The 18,425-nt window shown below is 45.0% G+C and carries 5 protein-coding genes; all 5 read right to left on the bottom strand.

Features of this window, described 5'->3' with window-relative positions:
- Positions 1–7 precede the first annotated feature (7 nt).
- From QF041_RS28245 to QF041_RS28225, 5 genes are read right to left on the bottom strand one after another with little or no spacing between them, the layout of a single operon-like run.
- Entirely contained in the window at positions 8–4,582 is a 4,575-nt protein-coding gene (locus tag QF041_RS28245; protein ID WP_307417069.1) for an AMP-binding protein, read from the bottom strand.
- Positions 4,563–11,951 carry a non-ribosomal peptide synthetase gene (locus QF041_RS28240; RefSeq protein WP_307416479.1) on the bottom strand — a complete coding sequence of 2,463 codons (7,389 nt, stop codon included), beginning with the start codon at positions 11,949–11,951 and terminating at the stop codon, positions 4,563–4,565. The genes QF041_RS28245 and QF041_RS28240 overlap by 20 nt, the downstream gene beginning before the upstream one ends.
- Before the next feature lie 3 nt (positions 11,952–11,954).
- Positions 11,955–12,569, bottom strand: coding sequence for a phosphopantetheine-binding protein (locus QF041_RS28235; RefSeq protein WP_307416478.1), 615 nt, complete (start codon positions 12,567–12,569; stop codon positions 11,955–11,957).
- Positions 12,548–15,823, bottom strand: a complete 3,276-nt coding sequence (locus QF041_RS28230; RefSeq protein ID WP_307416477.1) for a type I polyketide synthase — start codon at positions 15,821–15,823, stop codon at positions 12,548–12,550. The genes QF041_RS28235 and QF041_RS28230 overlap by 22 nt, the downstream gene beginning before the upstream one ends.
- Before the next feature lie 20 nt (positions 15,824–15,843).
- Positions 15,844–18,408 (bottom strand): non-ribosomal peptide synthetase, encoded by a 2,565-nt coding sequence (locus tag QF041_RS28225; protein ID WP_307416476.1) that lies wholly within the window; start codon positions 18,406–18,408, stop codon positions 15,844–15,846.
- Positions 18,409–18,425 lie beyond the last annotated feature (17 nt).

Raw genomic sequence — 18,425 nt, 5'->3', positions numbered from 1 at the left:
CTTGAGATCATTCGAGTATCGGGTTCAGTAGTTTAAAGTAGAGTTGCAAGAGTGACTCGACCTTGCTCTTCCGCCATTTCATTGAACGGAATCCACATACAAAGTGCAGGCTGTCCTCCTGATGAACCACTTGTAACGTTAAGTCGTACAGTTCAGACACCGGCACTCCCGAAGCAACTGCACCAGCGTTATAGAACAAAGGTAATGTTCCAGTACCGGGTTCCTGTAAAAGGGTACTAACATGCTTGGTGTGGAATGTCTCCCTGCCATCTTGATCCTTGGATTGATGGATAAGCTGGAATAATTCATTAAATTGTTCCAACGAGCCAAAGTCCAGATCAAATACTTGAATATAATCGGACTGCCCAATGGCTGCATGCATACTCATCCGATCACTGTTGGAGGTCTGTGCGAGAAGGTACGCAAAGCCGGCAAATAAAATATCATCCACCTCGACGTCCCACCTGCTGGCAGCATTCACCACACGATCATAGAGTTCTGCTGATATGGCAAACTGCAACTCTTCTGTTTCGTTTGATGTTGAATCTCCTTCCACGAAATAATCCATGGACAAGGGAATGCGGGAGCGGGATACATGGATTACATCCATCTCTTCCAACTGATTCTCGATAAATGCGGTAATATCCGAAATAGTTGGCAAATTAAACATGTCGGTTATTTTCACAATTCCCGGATATTGGTCATCAAGTCTGGCATGTGCCTTGATCATCAGAACAGAATCGCCGCCGATCTCAAAGAAATGCTGATTCACACCAATGTGAGCATTGCCAAGTACTTCGCTCCATATCTGTACCAATTGTTTCTCAATATCATTGGCGGGAGCCTTGTACTGGACCTGAGCGGTGTGTAGAGCTGTTGGTTCAGGTAATGCATTACGATTGATTTTTCCATTCGCTGTTAGAGGGATAGCTTCCAACCGGATAAAGAATGAAGGCACCATGTACTCCGGCAATCTGGATATCAGAAACTCTCGCAATTCAGCAATGGAAACTTCTTGATCAGAGACATAATAGGCACACAGATATTTTTTCTTTTGCTCGTTCTGCCTGTCCATTACATACACACGCTTCAAGGCGTGGTGCTGAATGAATATCGCTTCAATTTCACCAAGTTCCACGCGATGCCCCCTGATTTTGATCTGGTTGTCCTTTCTGCCCAAAAATTCAATGTATCCCTCTTTGCGCATGACGCCATGGTCTCCCGTTCTATACAATCGACCAAGAAGCGGATGCTGAATAAATGCTTTCTCCGTTTTATCCAAGTCATTCACATATTGATGTGCAAGACCTACTCCGCCGATAAACATCTCACCTGGAACATCAACCGGACATGGACGCAGTTTATAATCGAGCACATGGAATGTTTGATTCGCCAACGGATACCCGTAAGGGATACTGTTCCACGCATCAGATATTGAATTAATAGGATAATAAATGGACCAAATACTAGCCTCTGTTGCACCACCGAGACTCACAATGCTTGCATCAGGACACAGATTTCTGACTTTACCCGGTAACGATAGAGGTATCCAGTCACCGCTGAGTAGTATAAGACGAAGACTGCTTGGATGGTTACCCTCGTTGGTGATGTTTACTGCTCTTTCTATATCAGAACTTTGGATATTTAAATTAGCCAGCGGAGCGGTCTGTGCACCCAGGACTGCTACGGAACGTTCCGATAATAGGGTTGGGTCAGCAGCCATTGGGTTTTCGCCATAGGATACCGATACGCTTGGATTTTGTCTGATATAATTTCTGCTGCTCCATTCTTCCGTAGAAGCCATTTCATCGTCTGGCTTCAATCCTGCTTCCACCGTGTGAAGCCAGATCTGATTTTCATTTAAATTGAATAACGGTTTTATTTTCTCAAAAGGCATATCTCCGATCGAACACATCCCAATGCCCAACATCTCTCCAACACTATTTAGTGTGGATACCATAATTCCGGTATCAATAAGGGAGTATAAGTAACCTTGCGCGCCATATTTCGGCATGGTTGCTTCCGCGTTGTAAATGAAGAAAACAGTAAACGCTGAAGACTGATAAATGGACCTGTTTGTGTAATAGTGCATTTCATCAGTGAATGACTGATTCCCATGAATAAGGCGTACCGTGTGATCCACTGGACTAAAGTAGTACAAGCCCGCCTCCATTCCCGCAACTCTTCCTTCCTTCACATACACAAACACATCTATCGGGTATAGTCCTCCCGCAGAAGGATAGTAATACCGAATTTCCTGTCCTTGATCATACTGACCCAGTATTCCCATCAGATCGGAGAACTGTTTCATGGTGACAGGCTGATCCTCCTTAAAGGAACGATGAGAACGTCGCTTGGAGATGAAATCAGGATATTCAACACCACGCTCCAGTGAGACCTCAAGTGTGGTGTTCTCACCGAAATTACGATGCAACTGTATTTTTTTGAATTCCTCGTATGCCTGTGCATCGTATGCTACCTTTTCGTCATACGGATTGCGGAATAACTGCGTCTGCTTCTTGAAAATTTCCGCTGGCTCCATAAGTCCGCTGACCAAAGCACGTTTGCGAATGAGCAGTTCCATGAGCGAATTCACTTCACTAGCAGGTACATTCGGGAAGAAAGAAGCAATCTCGGATTGCCGAATCCCCTTTTGTGCCAAGAAATACAGTTCAGGGAACATACCTGTTGCATATTCAGGGCATTTGAACTCATCCACGTAGATATGCTTTCCATCCATTCGCCACAGCGTGGAGAACGACCAGTGGTACACCGATTCAACTGACTCTTTCTCCACAGCCAGTTGGGTTGACGCCTGAATCTCTTCATCACTTGCCCAACGGTAGCTTCGTCCAGCATCGGATTCCAGGCGATCCATGAACATATCCATAATCGCTGGAACCGAATTCCAGATTGTAACCTGATGGCGATCAACGGCCTCTTTCATCATTCGGATATCTCTTTGGTCGGATACAATTACGAGAGCTGCACCCGAGGAAAGTGCACCGAACACGTCATATACGGATAAATCGAAACACATGGAAGATACGCCAAGCATGCGATCCTTCTCATGAACACCGAACTTTCTGTTCATATCCTGAATCGTATTCGTTACAGCCCCATGAGTAATGGCAACGCCCTTCGGTCTACCCGTACTTCCCGAGGTATAGATTACATATGCAATGTCATCAGGTGTTCCAGATGGCTCACCTTCGAGTAGAGGATAACCTGAAGCCGAGACCTGATCATAGGCATCCACGTCCAATACAATTCGGCAATCACTATTCTTAAGCATGTAAGCTTGCCGATCTTCAGGATAATCCGGATCAAGTGGTACATATGCCGCACCAGTGCGAAGTATAGCCATTACATTTACAATGGTCTCCATGCGGCGCCTTGCTACAACGCCAACTCGATCCCCTCGCCCGATCTCCTGTTCAAGTAAATATCCTGCCAGTTGACCGGATCTTCGGTCCAGCTCCGAATAGGTCATCCGCTCATCCTCAAACAACAATGCATCCTGATCTGGATAATGTTTAGCCATACGATCAAACAAATGTTGCAATGTTGTTGGCATGATATTTTCTTCTGATTGGTTATACCTTTCCAAAATGCTGCGATCGACTGAAGGAATGTCAGGCCCCGTAATCGTTTCTCCCACAATTAGGCCATCCAACAGCGCAATATATTGCGCAAACATCGTTTCGACCACCTGTTGGTCAAACAAGTCATCCACGTAATCCCAGGTGAGCGTTAGCTGACCTCCCGCATCCGAAGCCTGATGATCCAGATATACCTGCGATGTTTGACTGACCCCAGTTCGAACCTTTCCAATCAGTCCCTGAGTTGCTTCAGTTGTCTCACGTTCATTAAAGATCATACTTGTGAAGACAATTGGCATTACGGTCTTGTTCCCCATTTGATGATGCTTGGAGAGATCACGTATGAATTCGATACCTTCATAATGCCTGTGCTCCAGCGCCTCCAGTATACTGTCCTGAACATGACGCACATGACCCATAAAATCATTCCCCGAAGCCATATCCACATCAATTAAAATCATGGAAGTAAAGTCCCCAATGATATCCTGTATGCTTGGGTGGAATGGATAACGATTGAAGACTGTCAGGTTCAGTGCAATCTTCTGTTGATTGCTCCAGTACGATAAGATCTGGGCATAGGCTGCACAGAGAAGCGCTGAAGGTGTTAGCCCGTGTCCATTAGCAATCTTTTTCAATATCTCCCAACGCTGTGGTTCAAACACTTCATTAAGTCGCTTGAATTTTGGCTCGCTGATCTGTGCAGGATCTGTCTTCAATGGGAGTGCAGGTGCTGCTGGGAACTCCTCTACTCGGGTAAGCCAGTATTGTTTGTCAGCCAGGTACGTATTCGATTTACGGAATTCATTGTAAGCAAGAATATAATCGCGGAATGTAAATGGATTAGGCTCCGGATCAATCTCGGGATGATGATAGAATTTCAGTAGATCATTATTGAAGATCTGTATGCTTGCCCCATCAGCAATAAGCAGATCATATCCAAACAACAGCAGATGTGTATCCTTAGATATTTTTTTTCGCACGTATTTCAAATAATGGCCATTGCTCCAATTCAAAAATATGATGAGACATGCGTTCTCTTTCGGCTATGATCACCCGTTCCATCTCGTCAGGACTCAAACCACTGATATCTTCAATATCCATCCGGTATACTGGTACATGTGGCAGGATTCGTTGCTCTCCGGTAGGCAGGATAATTGCCCGCAGCATAGGATGATGTTCAATCAGCTTGATTAGTGCTTCATTAAAGCGCGTCATCTCCAGTTGTGTTTCGAATTCGAGGTACCCGTGTGTCGAAGTGCCCCCCATTTCAAAAGCCTGACTTCTTCCTGCGACATAAGCCATCTGTACCTCGGTCAGCGGGAATGGCCGGCCTTCAGGATCAGGGCATGGATCATGCTGCGGATAATGAATTGTTCCCACTGAATCTTCATTTTCCACAGAGCTCTCAAGCAGAGCCGCCAGTTCATAAATATCTCTCAGGGCCATAAATTCCTTGAAGCTGAGACGTTGATTGAATTCCTGCCCAATCCGATTCACCAGCTGCACCATTAGAATTGAATTGATCCCCATCTGGAAAAAGCTGTCGTGAGTTCCTATTCCATTCATACCGAATACGGATTCACAGAGTTCAATCAGCTTTTGCTCCGTTTGGCTTTCTGTTCCTGCAAGTGCACTGGACTGTTGTCCAAAGGTTGGTTCCGGTAACGCTTTCCGATCAATCTTTCCATTGGGTGTAAGTGGAAATTCAGGCAACTGGATTAAATGCTGAGGAACCATGTAATCCGGAAGTGCTTTTGCCAAAAGACGCTTCATCTCCAATTCGTCATAGCTGCGCTCCGCTGAGTAATAGGCTACCAGTACCTTTGTTCCTTGCATGTCCACTTTATCTATAACGACAGCCTGCTTCACGCTAGGAACTGTAGATAATCGGCTTTCAATTTCTCCAAGTTCAACCCGGTAACCCCTGATTTTCACTTGGGAATCCCGTCTGCCAAGGAATTCAATGTACCCTTCTCTTCGCAAGACTCCAAAATCGCCTGTGCGGTATAAGCGTCCCAATTCCGGATGATTAAAAAATGCATTGTCGGTCCTCACCGGATCATTAAAGTACCCTTGAGCCAATCCTGCTCCACCGATGCAGAGCTCACCAATGACATCGACTGGGCTCAGGCACCCCGTGTAATCAAGCGTATAGAATGTCTGATTCGCAAGTGGTCTTCCATAAGGAATGCTCTTCCAATCAGACTTGACAGTATCAATGGGATAATAGATAGACCAAATGGATGCCTCTGTCGCACCTCCCAAGCTGATAACCTGTGCCGAAGGAAAACGCCCATGTACTTGCTCTGGCAATTTCTTTGGTATCCAGTCCCCACTGAGCAAGATGAGTCTTAATTGTTCATTGGTTTGATCGGTTACGTAATCTGCCATCAGTTGCATAATGGCTGGAACTGAATTCCAGATGGTTACTTTATGCTGTTGTATTGCGTCGTACATGTCATGAATATCACGCTGGTCAGCAATGATCACAAGTGCTGCACCCGTCGCAAGTGCACCGAAAATATCATAGACTGACAGATCAAAGCACATTGAAGAGATACCAAGCATCCGATCTTGATCCGTCACTTCAAACTTCATATTGATATCCCGAATGGTATTCATTGCCGGGCCATGGGCAGTAGCTACCCCTTTTGGAGTTCCCGTGCTGCCAGACGTATAAATAATGTAGGCAAGATCGTCAGGTGCTGCGTTATTTTCCAGTGGCTCTACCGGCAATTCAGCCAGTCCCTCAAACGTATAAAGTTCGGGTAATAACAGCATTTTGCAGTTACTATTTTGTAAAATGTATTGCTGACGATCTTCAGGATAATCGGGATCAACAGGCACGTATACCGCTCCTGCTTTGAGAATGCCGATGGTATTCACAATTGTCTCCATACCACGTTTGGCTAACAACCCCACCCGGTCTCCCCGTGTTATTCCTTGTTGCGTCAAAAAATGAGCGAGCTGATTGGAACGTTCATCCAGCTGTTGGTAAGTCATTTGCTGATTACCGTAAATCAATGCTGTCTGATAAGGAGTCTTGGTCGCCTGCTCCATAAAAGACCCATGCAGTGTAGATATTGGAAATGATTGTGCTGTTGCATTAAATGCATTCCAGATGGCCTTATCCTGTTCAGGCAAATCTGGTAAAAACTCGATATTCTCTTGCTCACACAGATGAGTAATTATCGCTGTATAATCATCGAACATGGCGGAAAGTGTATCGTAATGAAAAAGATCCTGAATATAGTCCCAGTTAATGGTCAGTCTCCCGTCAGTCTCCATTACCTGATTATCAAGGTAGACTTGGGAGGTCTGACTGATACCCATTTTCAGATCTCCGATATGCTGCCAGCTTCCAATGGCATCCACAAATAATGTGCTGGTATATACAATCGGCATAATGGCGGAAGTACCCGCTTCTCGATGACGGGCCAGTTCTCGAATGAACTCCACGCCGTCATAATGTCGATGTTCCAACATATTGAGCATGCCACTCTGCACGTCTCTTGCTTGTTCCCAAAAAGGTTTGTTTTTTTGTTCGTTAATTTCGAGCAACATGATGGATGTAAAATCACCGATAATTTGATTGGTTTCTTCATGAAATGGAAAGCGGTTGAATGCCGCCAGATTGATGGCAAGTCGATCCTGATTGCTCCAACGGGCCAAAACTCGAGCAAAGGCAGTACACAGAAGCGCGGAAGGTGTTACATTTTTTTGCTGCGCCTTATGCTTTAATTGCTCCCACGGATCTTGTTCCAATATCCAGCTTAGCCTTGAAAATTGTGGTTTCTTGATATGTCTAGGTTCCTGCTTCAGCGGAAGTGCTGGAGCGGAAGGGAATGTGTCCAACTGATCCATCCAGTACTTCCTGTCACGTGCGTACATCTCACCATTTTTCAGTTCTCCGTATGCCATCATATAATCCTTGAACGAAAACTTCAGTGCAGGAAGTTCCGTTTCTGGCTCACGGCAATAATGCACCAGGTCCTCTCCAAGGATCTGGATACTCGCACTATCACAAATCAGCAGATCATAGCCGAATAACAGGTAATGCCGTGTATCATCTATTTTAAAAGCTTTGAATTCAAACAGCGGCCATTGGCTCGGCTCAAACACATGATGGGACATTCGATCCCGTTCCACCTCAATGTGTTTCCACTTTTCCTGCTCATTCAGATGGCACACGTCAACGATTTCCAGTTGATATTCTGGTACCTGTGGCAATATTCGTTGCATGCCCTCAGGCAATATGACCGCTCGCAGCATTGGATGGCGCTGAATCACTTTTTGCAATGCAGTCTGGAAATGCGTCATGTTCAATTTGGTTTCCAATTCCAGATAATAGTGAGTGGATGTTCCCCCCATTTCAAACCGCTCGTCTCGACCTAACAGATAAGCCATCTGTACTTCTGTCAAAGGGAAGTCCTCATACAGGGTCGCCGGTTCCGGCTCTTGCTGGGGATACTCGGATATCGCTCCAGTTTCCTTGAGTGCACCAATCAGATGAATGGCAAGCTTCGCCAGATTCATACCTTCAAAGAACGTGTGGTAGTTTAGGTGAACATGGTAGCGTACCCGTATTTCAGTAATAATGCGCATCATTGATATTGAATCAACGCCGAGTTCAAACAAGTTGTCGTATACATCTAACCCGGTAAACCCGAGAACGTGTCCAACCAGTTGGGCAAGTTCCTTCTCCGTAGTTGTATATATACCGTTATCTCGTCCGTGCAGTTCAACCTTTTGTTCATATTCAGTTATCGTCAGCTGGTTGTTATGATAATTCAAATGATTACGTTCCTGTTGAATTCGAACTGTCATGGCTTCCGAGAATCGGATAACCCTTGACGACTCTAACAACGGTAGGAGTTCACTCGCATAATTGGGCTCACCGATCAACACTCGGCGTATACGACGGCTCAATACCATGTCAAAAGCACTGATCGCTTGATGAGTTGCTAATGTCTTGAATGCTGTATCCACATTCAGACCAAATCTGGCAGCCATCCCGGTTTCCTTCCAGGCAGGCCAGTTAATGGTTAGCGTTCGGCCCGACCCATTTGCACGGTAAGACGCAAAGCTATCCAGAAAACAGTTTGCAGCAACATAATCGCTCTGTCCCGGTTCGCCTAACATGGATATGCCAGAAGAAAACATAACGAAGAAATCCAGTGGTTCCTGCGCTGTTACTTGATTCAGAACCCAGGTTCCCTGAACCTTCGGTCTCAGAACCTCTTGGAATGCAGCCTCTTCCTTACGGATAATCAAGCCATCATTGGCAACACCAGCGCTATTAATTACCCCATGGATTTGTCCATATTTTGTTCTCAACCTCTGCACAACCTGAGTCATCTGCTCCAGATCGGAGATGTCTGCACTGATTAATTCAACACTTGATCCTCCGGCTTCAAGCTCCATAATGGTTTTCATTCGTTCAATCATTTCAATGGATATTATCTTTGGATCTTCTTCTTGAATAAGCTTGTCCCACACAGTGCGATCAGGCATCGCCGTACGACTGATTAGCGCCAGACGAATGCAGCGTTCATCAGCCAGATGCTTCGCGAATTGCAAACCAATTCCGCCTGTTCCACCAGCAATAAGATATAAACCGTTCTCACGAATAGTCACTTCCTCATGACTGGCTTCCAGAATGTTGGCAATATCCAATTCTTCAACGTATGACTGATTATGTCGATACGCCACTTGGAAACGGTCATGGGAGCCATTCAATTCTGCATAGATCGTATCCGCATCGGTATCTGAATCCACATCAATGAATCGGCAGGATATCTCCGGATACTCCTGTTCAATGACTTTTGCGAATCCGTTAAGCGTTGCATTTTCCGGTCTTACCTGACTTTCATAACCCGTAACTGCATTCGCTAGAGAGGATATGAATTGAAGCTGAAGTCCCTCTGTCATATGATGATGTAGAATCGCACGGGTCAAGTAGAATGCACTCTGAATTCCACGGTCCTGGCTTAACTTTAATTGTTCCTCGCTTTGTAAATAATCATCTGAATCATTCTCTGCCAGAGTAAACCCGTGAATAATACGGGTTAGCCCCTGACCCTTGATATCATCCAATAACTGAATGTAGTCACTTTCATCACCACGAATCACATAGTGCGCATCATCATACTTCTCGTAACGATCCCCCCAGGCTACCTGAATGACTCGTGCTTCGGGCTCACGCTCCAATCGGACCGTCAAGGCAGCACTGACTTGATCGTTTCCGCGGAAGAGAAGTACGGTGCCTTTCATTTTTGAGACGACAGAATCTCGAGATACGGGCGTGTATCGTTGCCATACAGCTTGATAAAACATGCCCTCTGCCTGTACCTTTTCCGATCTTCTGTTACGTTTTGGAATGTCGATCCAACATCTGTGCGTCTGAAATGCGTAGGATGGCAAACTGACCTTGAATACACTCTGGTTCGCATAAAGCGCTTCCCAGTCAGCATCGCCCCCAGAGACATAGAATGAAGCAGCCTGATGTAACGCATTGATGTCTTGCTGCCCACTGTTCATGAATTCTCCAAGAGCTTGTCCCAGCGATACGCTCAGCTCATGCCTGGATGAGAGCGACATTCTGAATTCCTGATCCGCTGCCTCCTCATCTTGAACCAGCTTGTGAAAACCGGTATAGATGTGCGAACCATGTGAAGTACCAAATAGCTGTTTTGAACGCTCCAACTGGGTAAGTTTCTGATGCAAATCGATGTTGCTGTTCATTATGATTGCTACCCGATATGGAAATTTCCCTCTTCCCGTGTTCGCGGTATAACATATATCTTGTAATGTCGGCAGTTCATTTTTTTCAAGAAAATAGATATACTTACTGATCATCTGACGTAGCGATTCCTCAGACTTGGCGGACAACGTCAGAATGGATGGACCTGTTACAGAAGTGTTCGCTTTATGCCCGGCAGTTGCCCGATCAGGTGCTTCCTCAAGCACTAGATGACAGTTGGTTCCCCCAATACCAAAAGAGCTGATACCGCACCGTCTTGGAGTTGTTCCATCCGTGGTCCACTCTCGCAGTGTAGTATTCACGTAAACCGGCGATCCACTGAAGTCAATGGCTCTATTTGGCTTTTCAAAGTTCAAGGTTGGAGGGAGTTTTTTATTTTTCAGTGCCAGAATTGCTTTAATTAAGCCAGCAGTTCCAGCCGCTTCGTACAGATGACCGATATTGGTTTTAACCGAACCGATCGCACAAAATTGTTTCTTGGAAGTATATTTCTTAAACGCGTTCTGAATTCCCTTAATCTCAATGGGATCGCCTAATTCCGTCCCCGTACCGTGCGGTTCGAAGTACGAGATCGTTTCGGGATCAATGTTACCGTCCTCCCACGCTTTTACAATCAACTCAGCCTGAGTGGATGGGTTTGGTACAGTCAATCCGCCAGAACTTCCATCCTGATTGACGGCCAAACCTTTAATTACCGCATAGATCTGATCCCCATCACGCATTGCAGCGTCTAGTGGTTTCAGCAATAAAGCCGTGACTCCTTCGCCCATTCCAGCCCCATTTGCAGAATCATCAAATGTTTTGGTCCGGTAGTCTGGAGATTCCATCCCGATTTTCTCATTCTGATTCTCGCGTGTCATGAGATGAAGTTTCACACCGCCCGCAATTGCCATTTCACATTCCTTGTTCCGAATGGCCTGACATGCCATGGCGACAGCTACGAGTGAAGAGGAACACGCTGTATCAACAACAATACTGGGTCCCTTCAGATTCAGAAGATACGAGATTCGATTGGATAATATGGAAGCCAAATTTCCAACAATGGACAGTGCGCTTGTCTGCATCGTTTCGGTAATATATCGCATATACATATCTTTGATATTGTTGGAAAAGCCTACATAGACACCTGTATTGGTGCCCGATAATTTATCGTTACCGTATCCTGCATCCTCCATGGCATCCCATGCCGTCTCCATAAACAAACGCTGATTAACATCCGTTAAGCTGGCTTCTTTGGGAGGCAAACGAAAGAATTCATGATCGAATTGGTCGATATTGTCCAGGTACGCCGCCTCGTAATATTGAATATCTCCCTCAGGTATATCCATATAAGAGAGAATAGCGTCCATATCCGATTTTCGTGTCTTGGGAATGGGACGTATGCAATCTACACCGCTCTGGATATTATCCCAGTAGTCATCCAGTGTTTCCATATTGGGCAACTTGGCTGAAATACCGATGATGGCGATATCCTTGACGGGTTTCTTTTCCCCTTCTTTTAGCATTTTCACGATCTGAGCCGCCGTTGTTTTGTTCATCTTCTGGTCCTTGACACTCTCTACCAGGAGCTTCAGAATTTTCTCCACGCTTCACGTCCCCCTACATCTTTTGAAGGTTGATGATTGCTTCATCCAGATCCATTGCTCCACGTTCGATCTCATCGAACAGATTCTCAAGATCTGTATCCCTTTTCTCTTCGAAAGTTTCCTTTTTTGAGGAGACTGGTGAGGCTTCTGCTTTTCTGTGGTGCTCATATAAGTAGTCAGTCGGGAAATACTTGGATATTCAAACAGATCGGTCAGTATGAGTTTTCCAGGGTAAGTTTTGTCCAATTTCAAGAAAATCTGCTTAATCACAATGGAGTCTGCACCAAGTTCGAAAAAGCTGTCATGCACATTCATCTCTTTAATGCCTAAATATGGTCCAACTATATTCGCAATAGTCCGGTCCATCTCCACGGAAGATTCCAATTCAAGTTCATACTCTTCCGTTGGGATCTGAACAGTAGAAGCGGATTCCTTCTTCATTGATATTTGCTTTGACCTCTCCGGTATTTTCATCAATGTTTGTAACCTTTGTCCGATGTTGGCAGCAAGATGAAAGTGGTAGTTATTCAAAATGTTTAAATAGGGTGAATTCCAGTTCATTTCCCCCACCAGCAGACGGTCGGTCTGTTTTCCCATTATTTCGAACAATCGATCCAATGCCCACTCTCTTTGGGCATCGCTTTGAATAAGGTGTCAAAATCAAATCCGGCTCTGGAAGCCATGCCTACCTCTTTCCAGGTAGTCCAATTCAGCGTTATCGTACGCATCCCTTTGCGGTTCCGCATCGGGGCATAGGCATCCTGATATGCATTTGCGGCGGCATAAGCAGCCTGTCCAGTAGATCCAAATAACGTAGCGACGGACGAGAACATGACTAGAAAATCTGGCTGATCTTCGGCTGTTAGCTGATCCAGTAGATGAGTCCCCTTCACTTTCGGAGCCAGCATTGCTGTAAATTCTTCCTCGGTCATCTGGTCAGCATGTTGTGTACTCCCAACGCCTGCTGCATGGATGATGCCACGTATACAACCAAATCGATTTCTCAATTGTTCAATGGCATGACTTAACTGATCCGCATCGGCAACATCAGCTCCAAGATACGTCATCTGTCCGGCCCGTTTCTCCAAATCAAGCAACCGGAGAAGCTTGCTTTTTAGAACTGGTGAAGTATTTTTTGCATTTAGAATGATGTCCCAATTGTGACGTTTGGGCAGTGGCGTTCTTGCAATCAAAGCCAGATTCATACGTCCTAATGACAGTAAGCGTTCAGCAATCTCCATCCCCAGACCACCAAGTCCACCTGTAATAATGTATACGCCGTCTTCTTTCCAGTTCATCTCAGCATCAGGCATGGAACAGATATCAGCAGGTGCAAATTCAGCTTGATATGCTTGTCCTTTTCTAATCGCCAAAAACTTCTTCTCCAACGGCCCCAAAATGTAACGCATATACTGAGAGGTATCCCAATCTTGGTCAACATCTAAACAGAAGCATTCGAGATTCTGAATCTCACGCTGTACCGTCTGTCCGAAAGCCAGCATCGCCGAATTCTCCGGATACAGAACTTTCTCGTCACCCGTCACATCATTAGCAAAGCTTGTCACCAAAATCATCTCAACCGGCTCTGCAATGACGTGTGAGCATGCCTTGGTAAGTCTCCATACAGACATAAGACCTTTGTCCAGCCTGTTCTCCTTAATTTCTGTATGGTCAAGTGATGCTATATGCACGATCCGATAGGGCCCTCCAAAGGACACTTCCTGCAAAAGTTTGATGTAATCACTCTCGTTATTTCGAATTACATATGTCTGTGCATCCTGTTGAAGGTAGGATGTTCCCAATATCACTTCGATAACTGCTACTCCAGCTTCACGAATTTGGTTCACCAACTGGCTTGCATGTAGCTGTGTATCATCTCGCATTAATAAAACACGTTCAACATTATGGATGCTGGATGAGTTAGTCTTGCCGATCTCGCTCCAAGGCTTCCATGACAATGAATAATACATCGCTTCTTCCTCAGTCTGTACCGAATTATCGGGGTTAGTATCAATCCAGCACTTACTCTCCTCAAATGAATATGTGGGCAAGCTCAACTTGTTATAGGTCACATCTGGATAGATTCTTGACCAATTGATCTGAGCACCGCCTTGATAATGTGTGCACAACTCCTCTAGCACGGTTGATCTATCGTATCCTTCGATATGCCAGTTCGAGATAAGTTCTTCTGTAGTGAATAACTGATTACTTTTCCTGAATGTATCTTGTTCATATTTACCGGTCTTGGGTTCAGCAAGAAAGTCGTTTAAATGCTGCAGCAATTGATCCAACGAACTGACCACCCACACCGCTCGGTGTGCATGATGCTGTCTTCCAGTAGCTGCTGTGCAGCATACATCCCTCACATCGGCCTTCGGGTTCTCATTGATCCACTTCACATATGATTGCACCTGACGGGAGAGATTTCCGGATGATACGCTGGAGATCAAAAAGGGATAATGGTCATCGCGCCCCAATTCCACTGATATGTTCGGAGCTTCTTCCAGTACGACATGGCAATTGGTGCCGCTTAACCCAAATGAACTGACTCCACATCTTCGAGGAGTGGCCGCTCCTTCCCACTCTCTTGAAATGACATTGACATAGACTGGTGATTTATCAAATTCAAATTTTGGGTTGGGCTTATTAAAATGAAGTGTAGAGGGAATACGTTTGGATCTGAGTGCCATTATCGCCTTCAGCAGACCCGCTAATCCTGCACTGTCGTACAAATGGCCAACATTGGACTTAACCGATCCTATCGCACAGAATTGTTTTTTGTCCGTAAATCTGCGAAAAGCCGATTGGATTCCTTCCAGTTCAATCGGGTCCCCAATGAGCGTACCTGTTCCATGTGCTTCCAGATAGGAAAGACTCTCAGGATGAATTCCAGCATCACGCCAAGCATGCGTCAGTACTTTTTCATGAGCTACCGCATTGGGAGTTGTGATCCCTGCCGAATACCCATTCTGATTCACAGCTGTGCCTTTTATGACTGCATACACATGATCATGATCCCGCAATGCCTGTTCCACAGGTTTAAGTACAACACTTACTACACCCTCACCCGTTCCTGATCCATCCGCATCTTCATCAAAGGTTCTTGTTGTTCCATCACTGGATTCAATACCGATTTTGTAATACTCTTTATCCAGTGGAATCATATTCAGCCTGATCCCTCCAGCGATAGCCATATCACAACTTCCTTCACGTAACGCACGTACTGCCATATCCAGAGCAACCAGCGAAGAGGAACATGCTGTGTCTACAACCATAGCCGGCCCCGTCAGATTAAGTAGATAAGCAATTCTTGCAGGAATGATGGACGAAAGATTACCTACGGTGGCAATTGGTAACATGTCCGGACTTAACTCCTCGACCATCTGTTTGTACTTGTAACCTTCTTGATCTCCGATTACACCCACGTACACCCCTGTTGAACTTCCGGCCAAACGGTCACCACCATAACCTGCATCCTCAACCGCACGCCATACCGTTTGCAAAAACAATCGTTGAACCGGACTCATCAGCTTGGCTTCCTGTGCACTCATACGGAAGAAGGAATAATCAAATTCATCGATTTCGTCCAGATAAGCTCCGTTCAAATAACGTACATGCTCCAATGAACCTTGCTTATGAAGCAAGTATTGATCCAACTGGCCCTTTCGACGATTGGGCAATTCACGTATGCAATCAATTCCATAATCAAGCATCTTCCAAAATTCATCCAGCGACTCTCCGGTCGGCAACTTCGCACCGATACCTATAACAGCTATATCATGTCTATTATCCGTTGTTATATCCAGTTCAATAGAAGTGTCCTGGTCATCTTCTTCTTCCCATTGCTCTCTGTCGAACAATTGATCAAGCATGGCCGTCCCCCTATGAAATTTCATTTCAATTCCGGTTGTACCAATAGTTGAAGTCCTCTCACATAATTGGCAATAAGACGCTTCACACGGCTCTGTTTTAATTTGCGTCCATTAAAACGACAATTGCACTGCAGAGTATCACCTTCGTCCGACACTAGGATAATCAGATCGTAATAGTTCAGTACATCGTCCGATGCCTTGAACAGATGCTGTTCACCATATAAAGGAATAACTGCCCACTCCGTGCTGCTTGTTCTGATCTGGCTCATCTGCTCGACGGTAAACGCTCGATCCGAAGGCATGGTTATGATCTGTTGATGAACATTTTGAAAGAGCTCTTTCATTGTCTTGTATTGATCGAAATTCAATCGTACAGGTGTAATCATTCTCGCTGTACCATAGGATACGTGCATATCAATAGAGGGTTGTTCTGACAAAGTGTGTAACAAGTAAGCATACATAGCTGATGCCAATACATGAATACTGATCGCTTCGGATTGTGCAATCAGTCGCATATCCTGTACCAATGAAGCTGGGAGAGTGAATTGATACGACAAGGCTTCGTAACCTCGATCCGTATGGAAAAAGCTCCGATCCATCCGTACAGGCTCCAGTTCCACTCTGTCTTGTCTGATCAGATTCGCCCATGAGACAATAGAGGTATGTGAATACAAGCTGGAAATTGCCATTTTGGCTGGAAATGCATCATCGATTGCCTGATGAATCTGCGTTACTTTTAGCGAATCGAATCCAGCTTCAGCCAGATTGTCCGTTACTCCGACATTCCTAAGTCCCGCTACGGACTCAACAATCTCAATCAGCTTTTGTTCAATATGATCACGAGCTGGTTGTACTTCTTTGATCTCCTGCATATGGCTTAACATGCTCTGAATGGATTGTTCGATTTCACTAAATTCTCCTGTTTCGTACCGCTCCTGAAGCCTGTAACGTTGAAATTTTCCACTCGTCGTTTTAGGAATTTGCTTAATGGGTAGTACGGACTTGATTTCAATTCCCATCCGCTGCTGAATATGTGCTTTGGCTTCTCCAACTCTTGGAATAAAAGATGGCAAGTCCTTTTTATACAGTACAAACATTACAACGCTTTCCGAACCTGTAAGTGGATTGGAGACACCACATACAGCGACTTTCCCCAGATCAAATTGCTCCAGTTCCTCCGTTACACGTTCAATATCATGCGGATATACGTTTTGACCATTGATGAATATAATGTCCTTGGTTCTGCCCGTAATGACTATTGCGCCATCATTCATAAATCCAATATCTCCAGTACGAATCCATCCATCGGCTGTACTAGCTTTTTCCGTAGCTGCCGCATTGTTGTAATAACCGCTTGTTACACTCAATCCTTTAATTTGAATACTGCCTAGCACCAATTCCTCGACCGGCTTATCATAATCATCACATATTCGTACATCACAATTTTGAACCGGCTTGCCTACTTCTACAAAAGAAACAGCATGTTCTGAGCCCGGTTCAGCTTCTATGAATGGTTTCCCGTTCTCCAAATATCTTCTGTCCAGTACATAACAAGTCAAATCACCGACGTTACCAAAGGAAACACCAACGGTTGCTTCGGCCAAGCCGTACGCCGTCAGCATTGTATTGGAAGCCAGTCCATAAGGACTCATCGCCTCCAAAAAATTGAAACAAAGTGCCGGAGATATCGGCTCAGCACCGTTCATAATAAAACGTACCGAAGACAAATCGGTTGATGCAAAGGTTAGTGGATTATATGAATCCAGGAAATATTTATAAGCAAAATTTGGAGCATATAGTTGGGTGACACGGTGTTCAGAAGTTTTGGTTAACCATAATGTAGGGTGACGGATGAATAAGGAAGTCGGCATAATAAACTGTTGCAGACCTTGGAAGGTACTTGTAAGATGAAACGCAATCAGACCCATATCATGGGTCAGGGGTAACCAACTCAAAGAACGGTCATTAGAGGAGATTTGGGTTGCTATATTCATAGCTTGTATATTTATCATGACATTGCGGTGTCTAATTACTACACCCTTGGTTTGTCCTGTAGAACCTGAAGAAAATTGGATAAAGGCTATGTCATCCGGCTGGATGCTAGCTTCAATTCCCTCAACAATAGGTTCTTCTCGCAAGTTCGAGATGTCCTCTACTATAAAGATTCGGGCATGCATTTCGCGGACAACCTCTTCCAGTCCATTCTTCCGGGCAAACTTGTCCAAACTTTCCGTGAGATCCTGATCAGCAGCAATAAACGGATGGTTCAACGTTTTCCACACATTGTAAAGCTTCATTCTTTGCTCCTGATTTCCACCTACGGTTATCGGAACCGGTATGATTTTTCCAAGCGTGCACGCCCAAAAGGTGACAATAAACTCTTCTTCAGAGTTCAGTTGGAAGATCAATTCATTACCCGGCTGCATCCCGAATGCTTGAAGCTCTCCTAATCGGATTTTGGCTGATTGCACAAGGGACTGGTACGATACAACCTTTTCTTCTTTGCTGCCATTCAGAAAAGTAATACCTCTGTCTGTGACTGAACCAAGGGAGTTAAATAATTGAGCCAAGTTATCCATGCTCATAACTGGAACACACTCCT

Source organism: Paenibacillus sp. W2I17, from assembly GCF_030815985.1.
Taxonomy (GTDB): Bacteria; Bacillota; Bacilli; order Paenibacillales; family Paenibacillaceae; genus Paenibacillus.
Note: the sequence above shows the minus strand (reverse complement) of the source record. Positions and strands in the feature narration are given on the sequence as shown.

Coding starts and splice junctions, on each gene's coding strand:
- QF041_RS28230 (WP_307416477.1), bottom strand. CDS start 15,823: ATGCTTGATCAATTGTTCGACAGAGAGCAATGGGAAGAAGAAGATGAC.
- QF041_RS28225 (WP_307416476.1), bottom strand. CDS start 18,408: ATGAGCATGGATAACTTGGCTCAATTATTTAACTCCCTTGGTTCAGTC.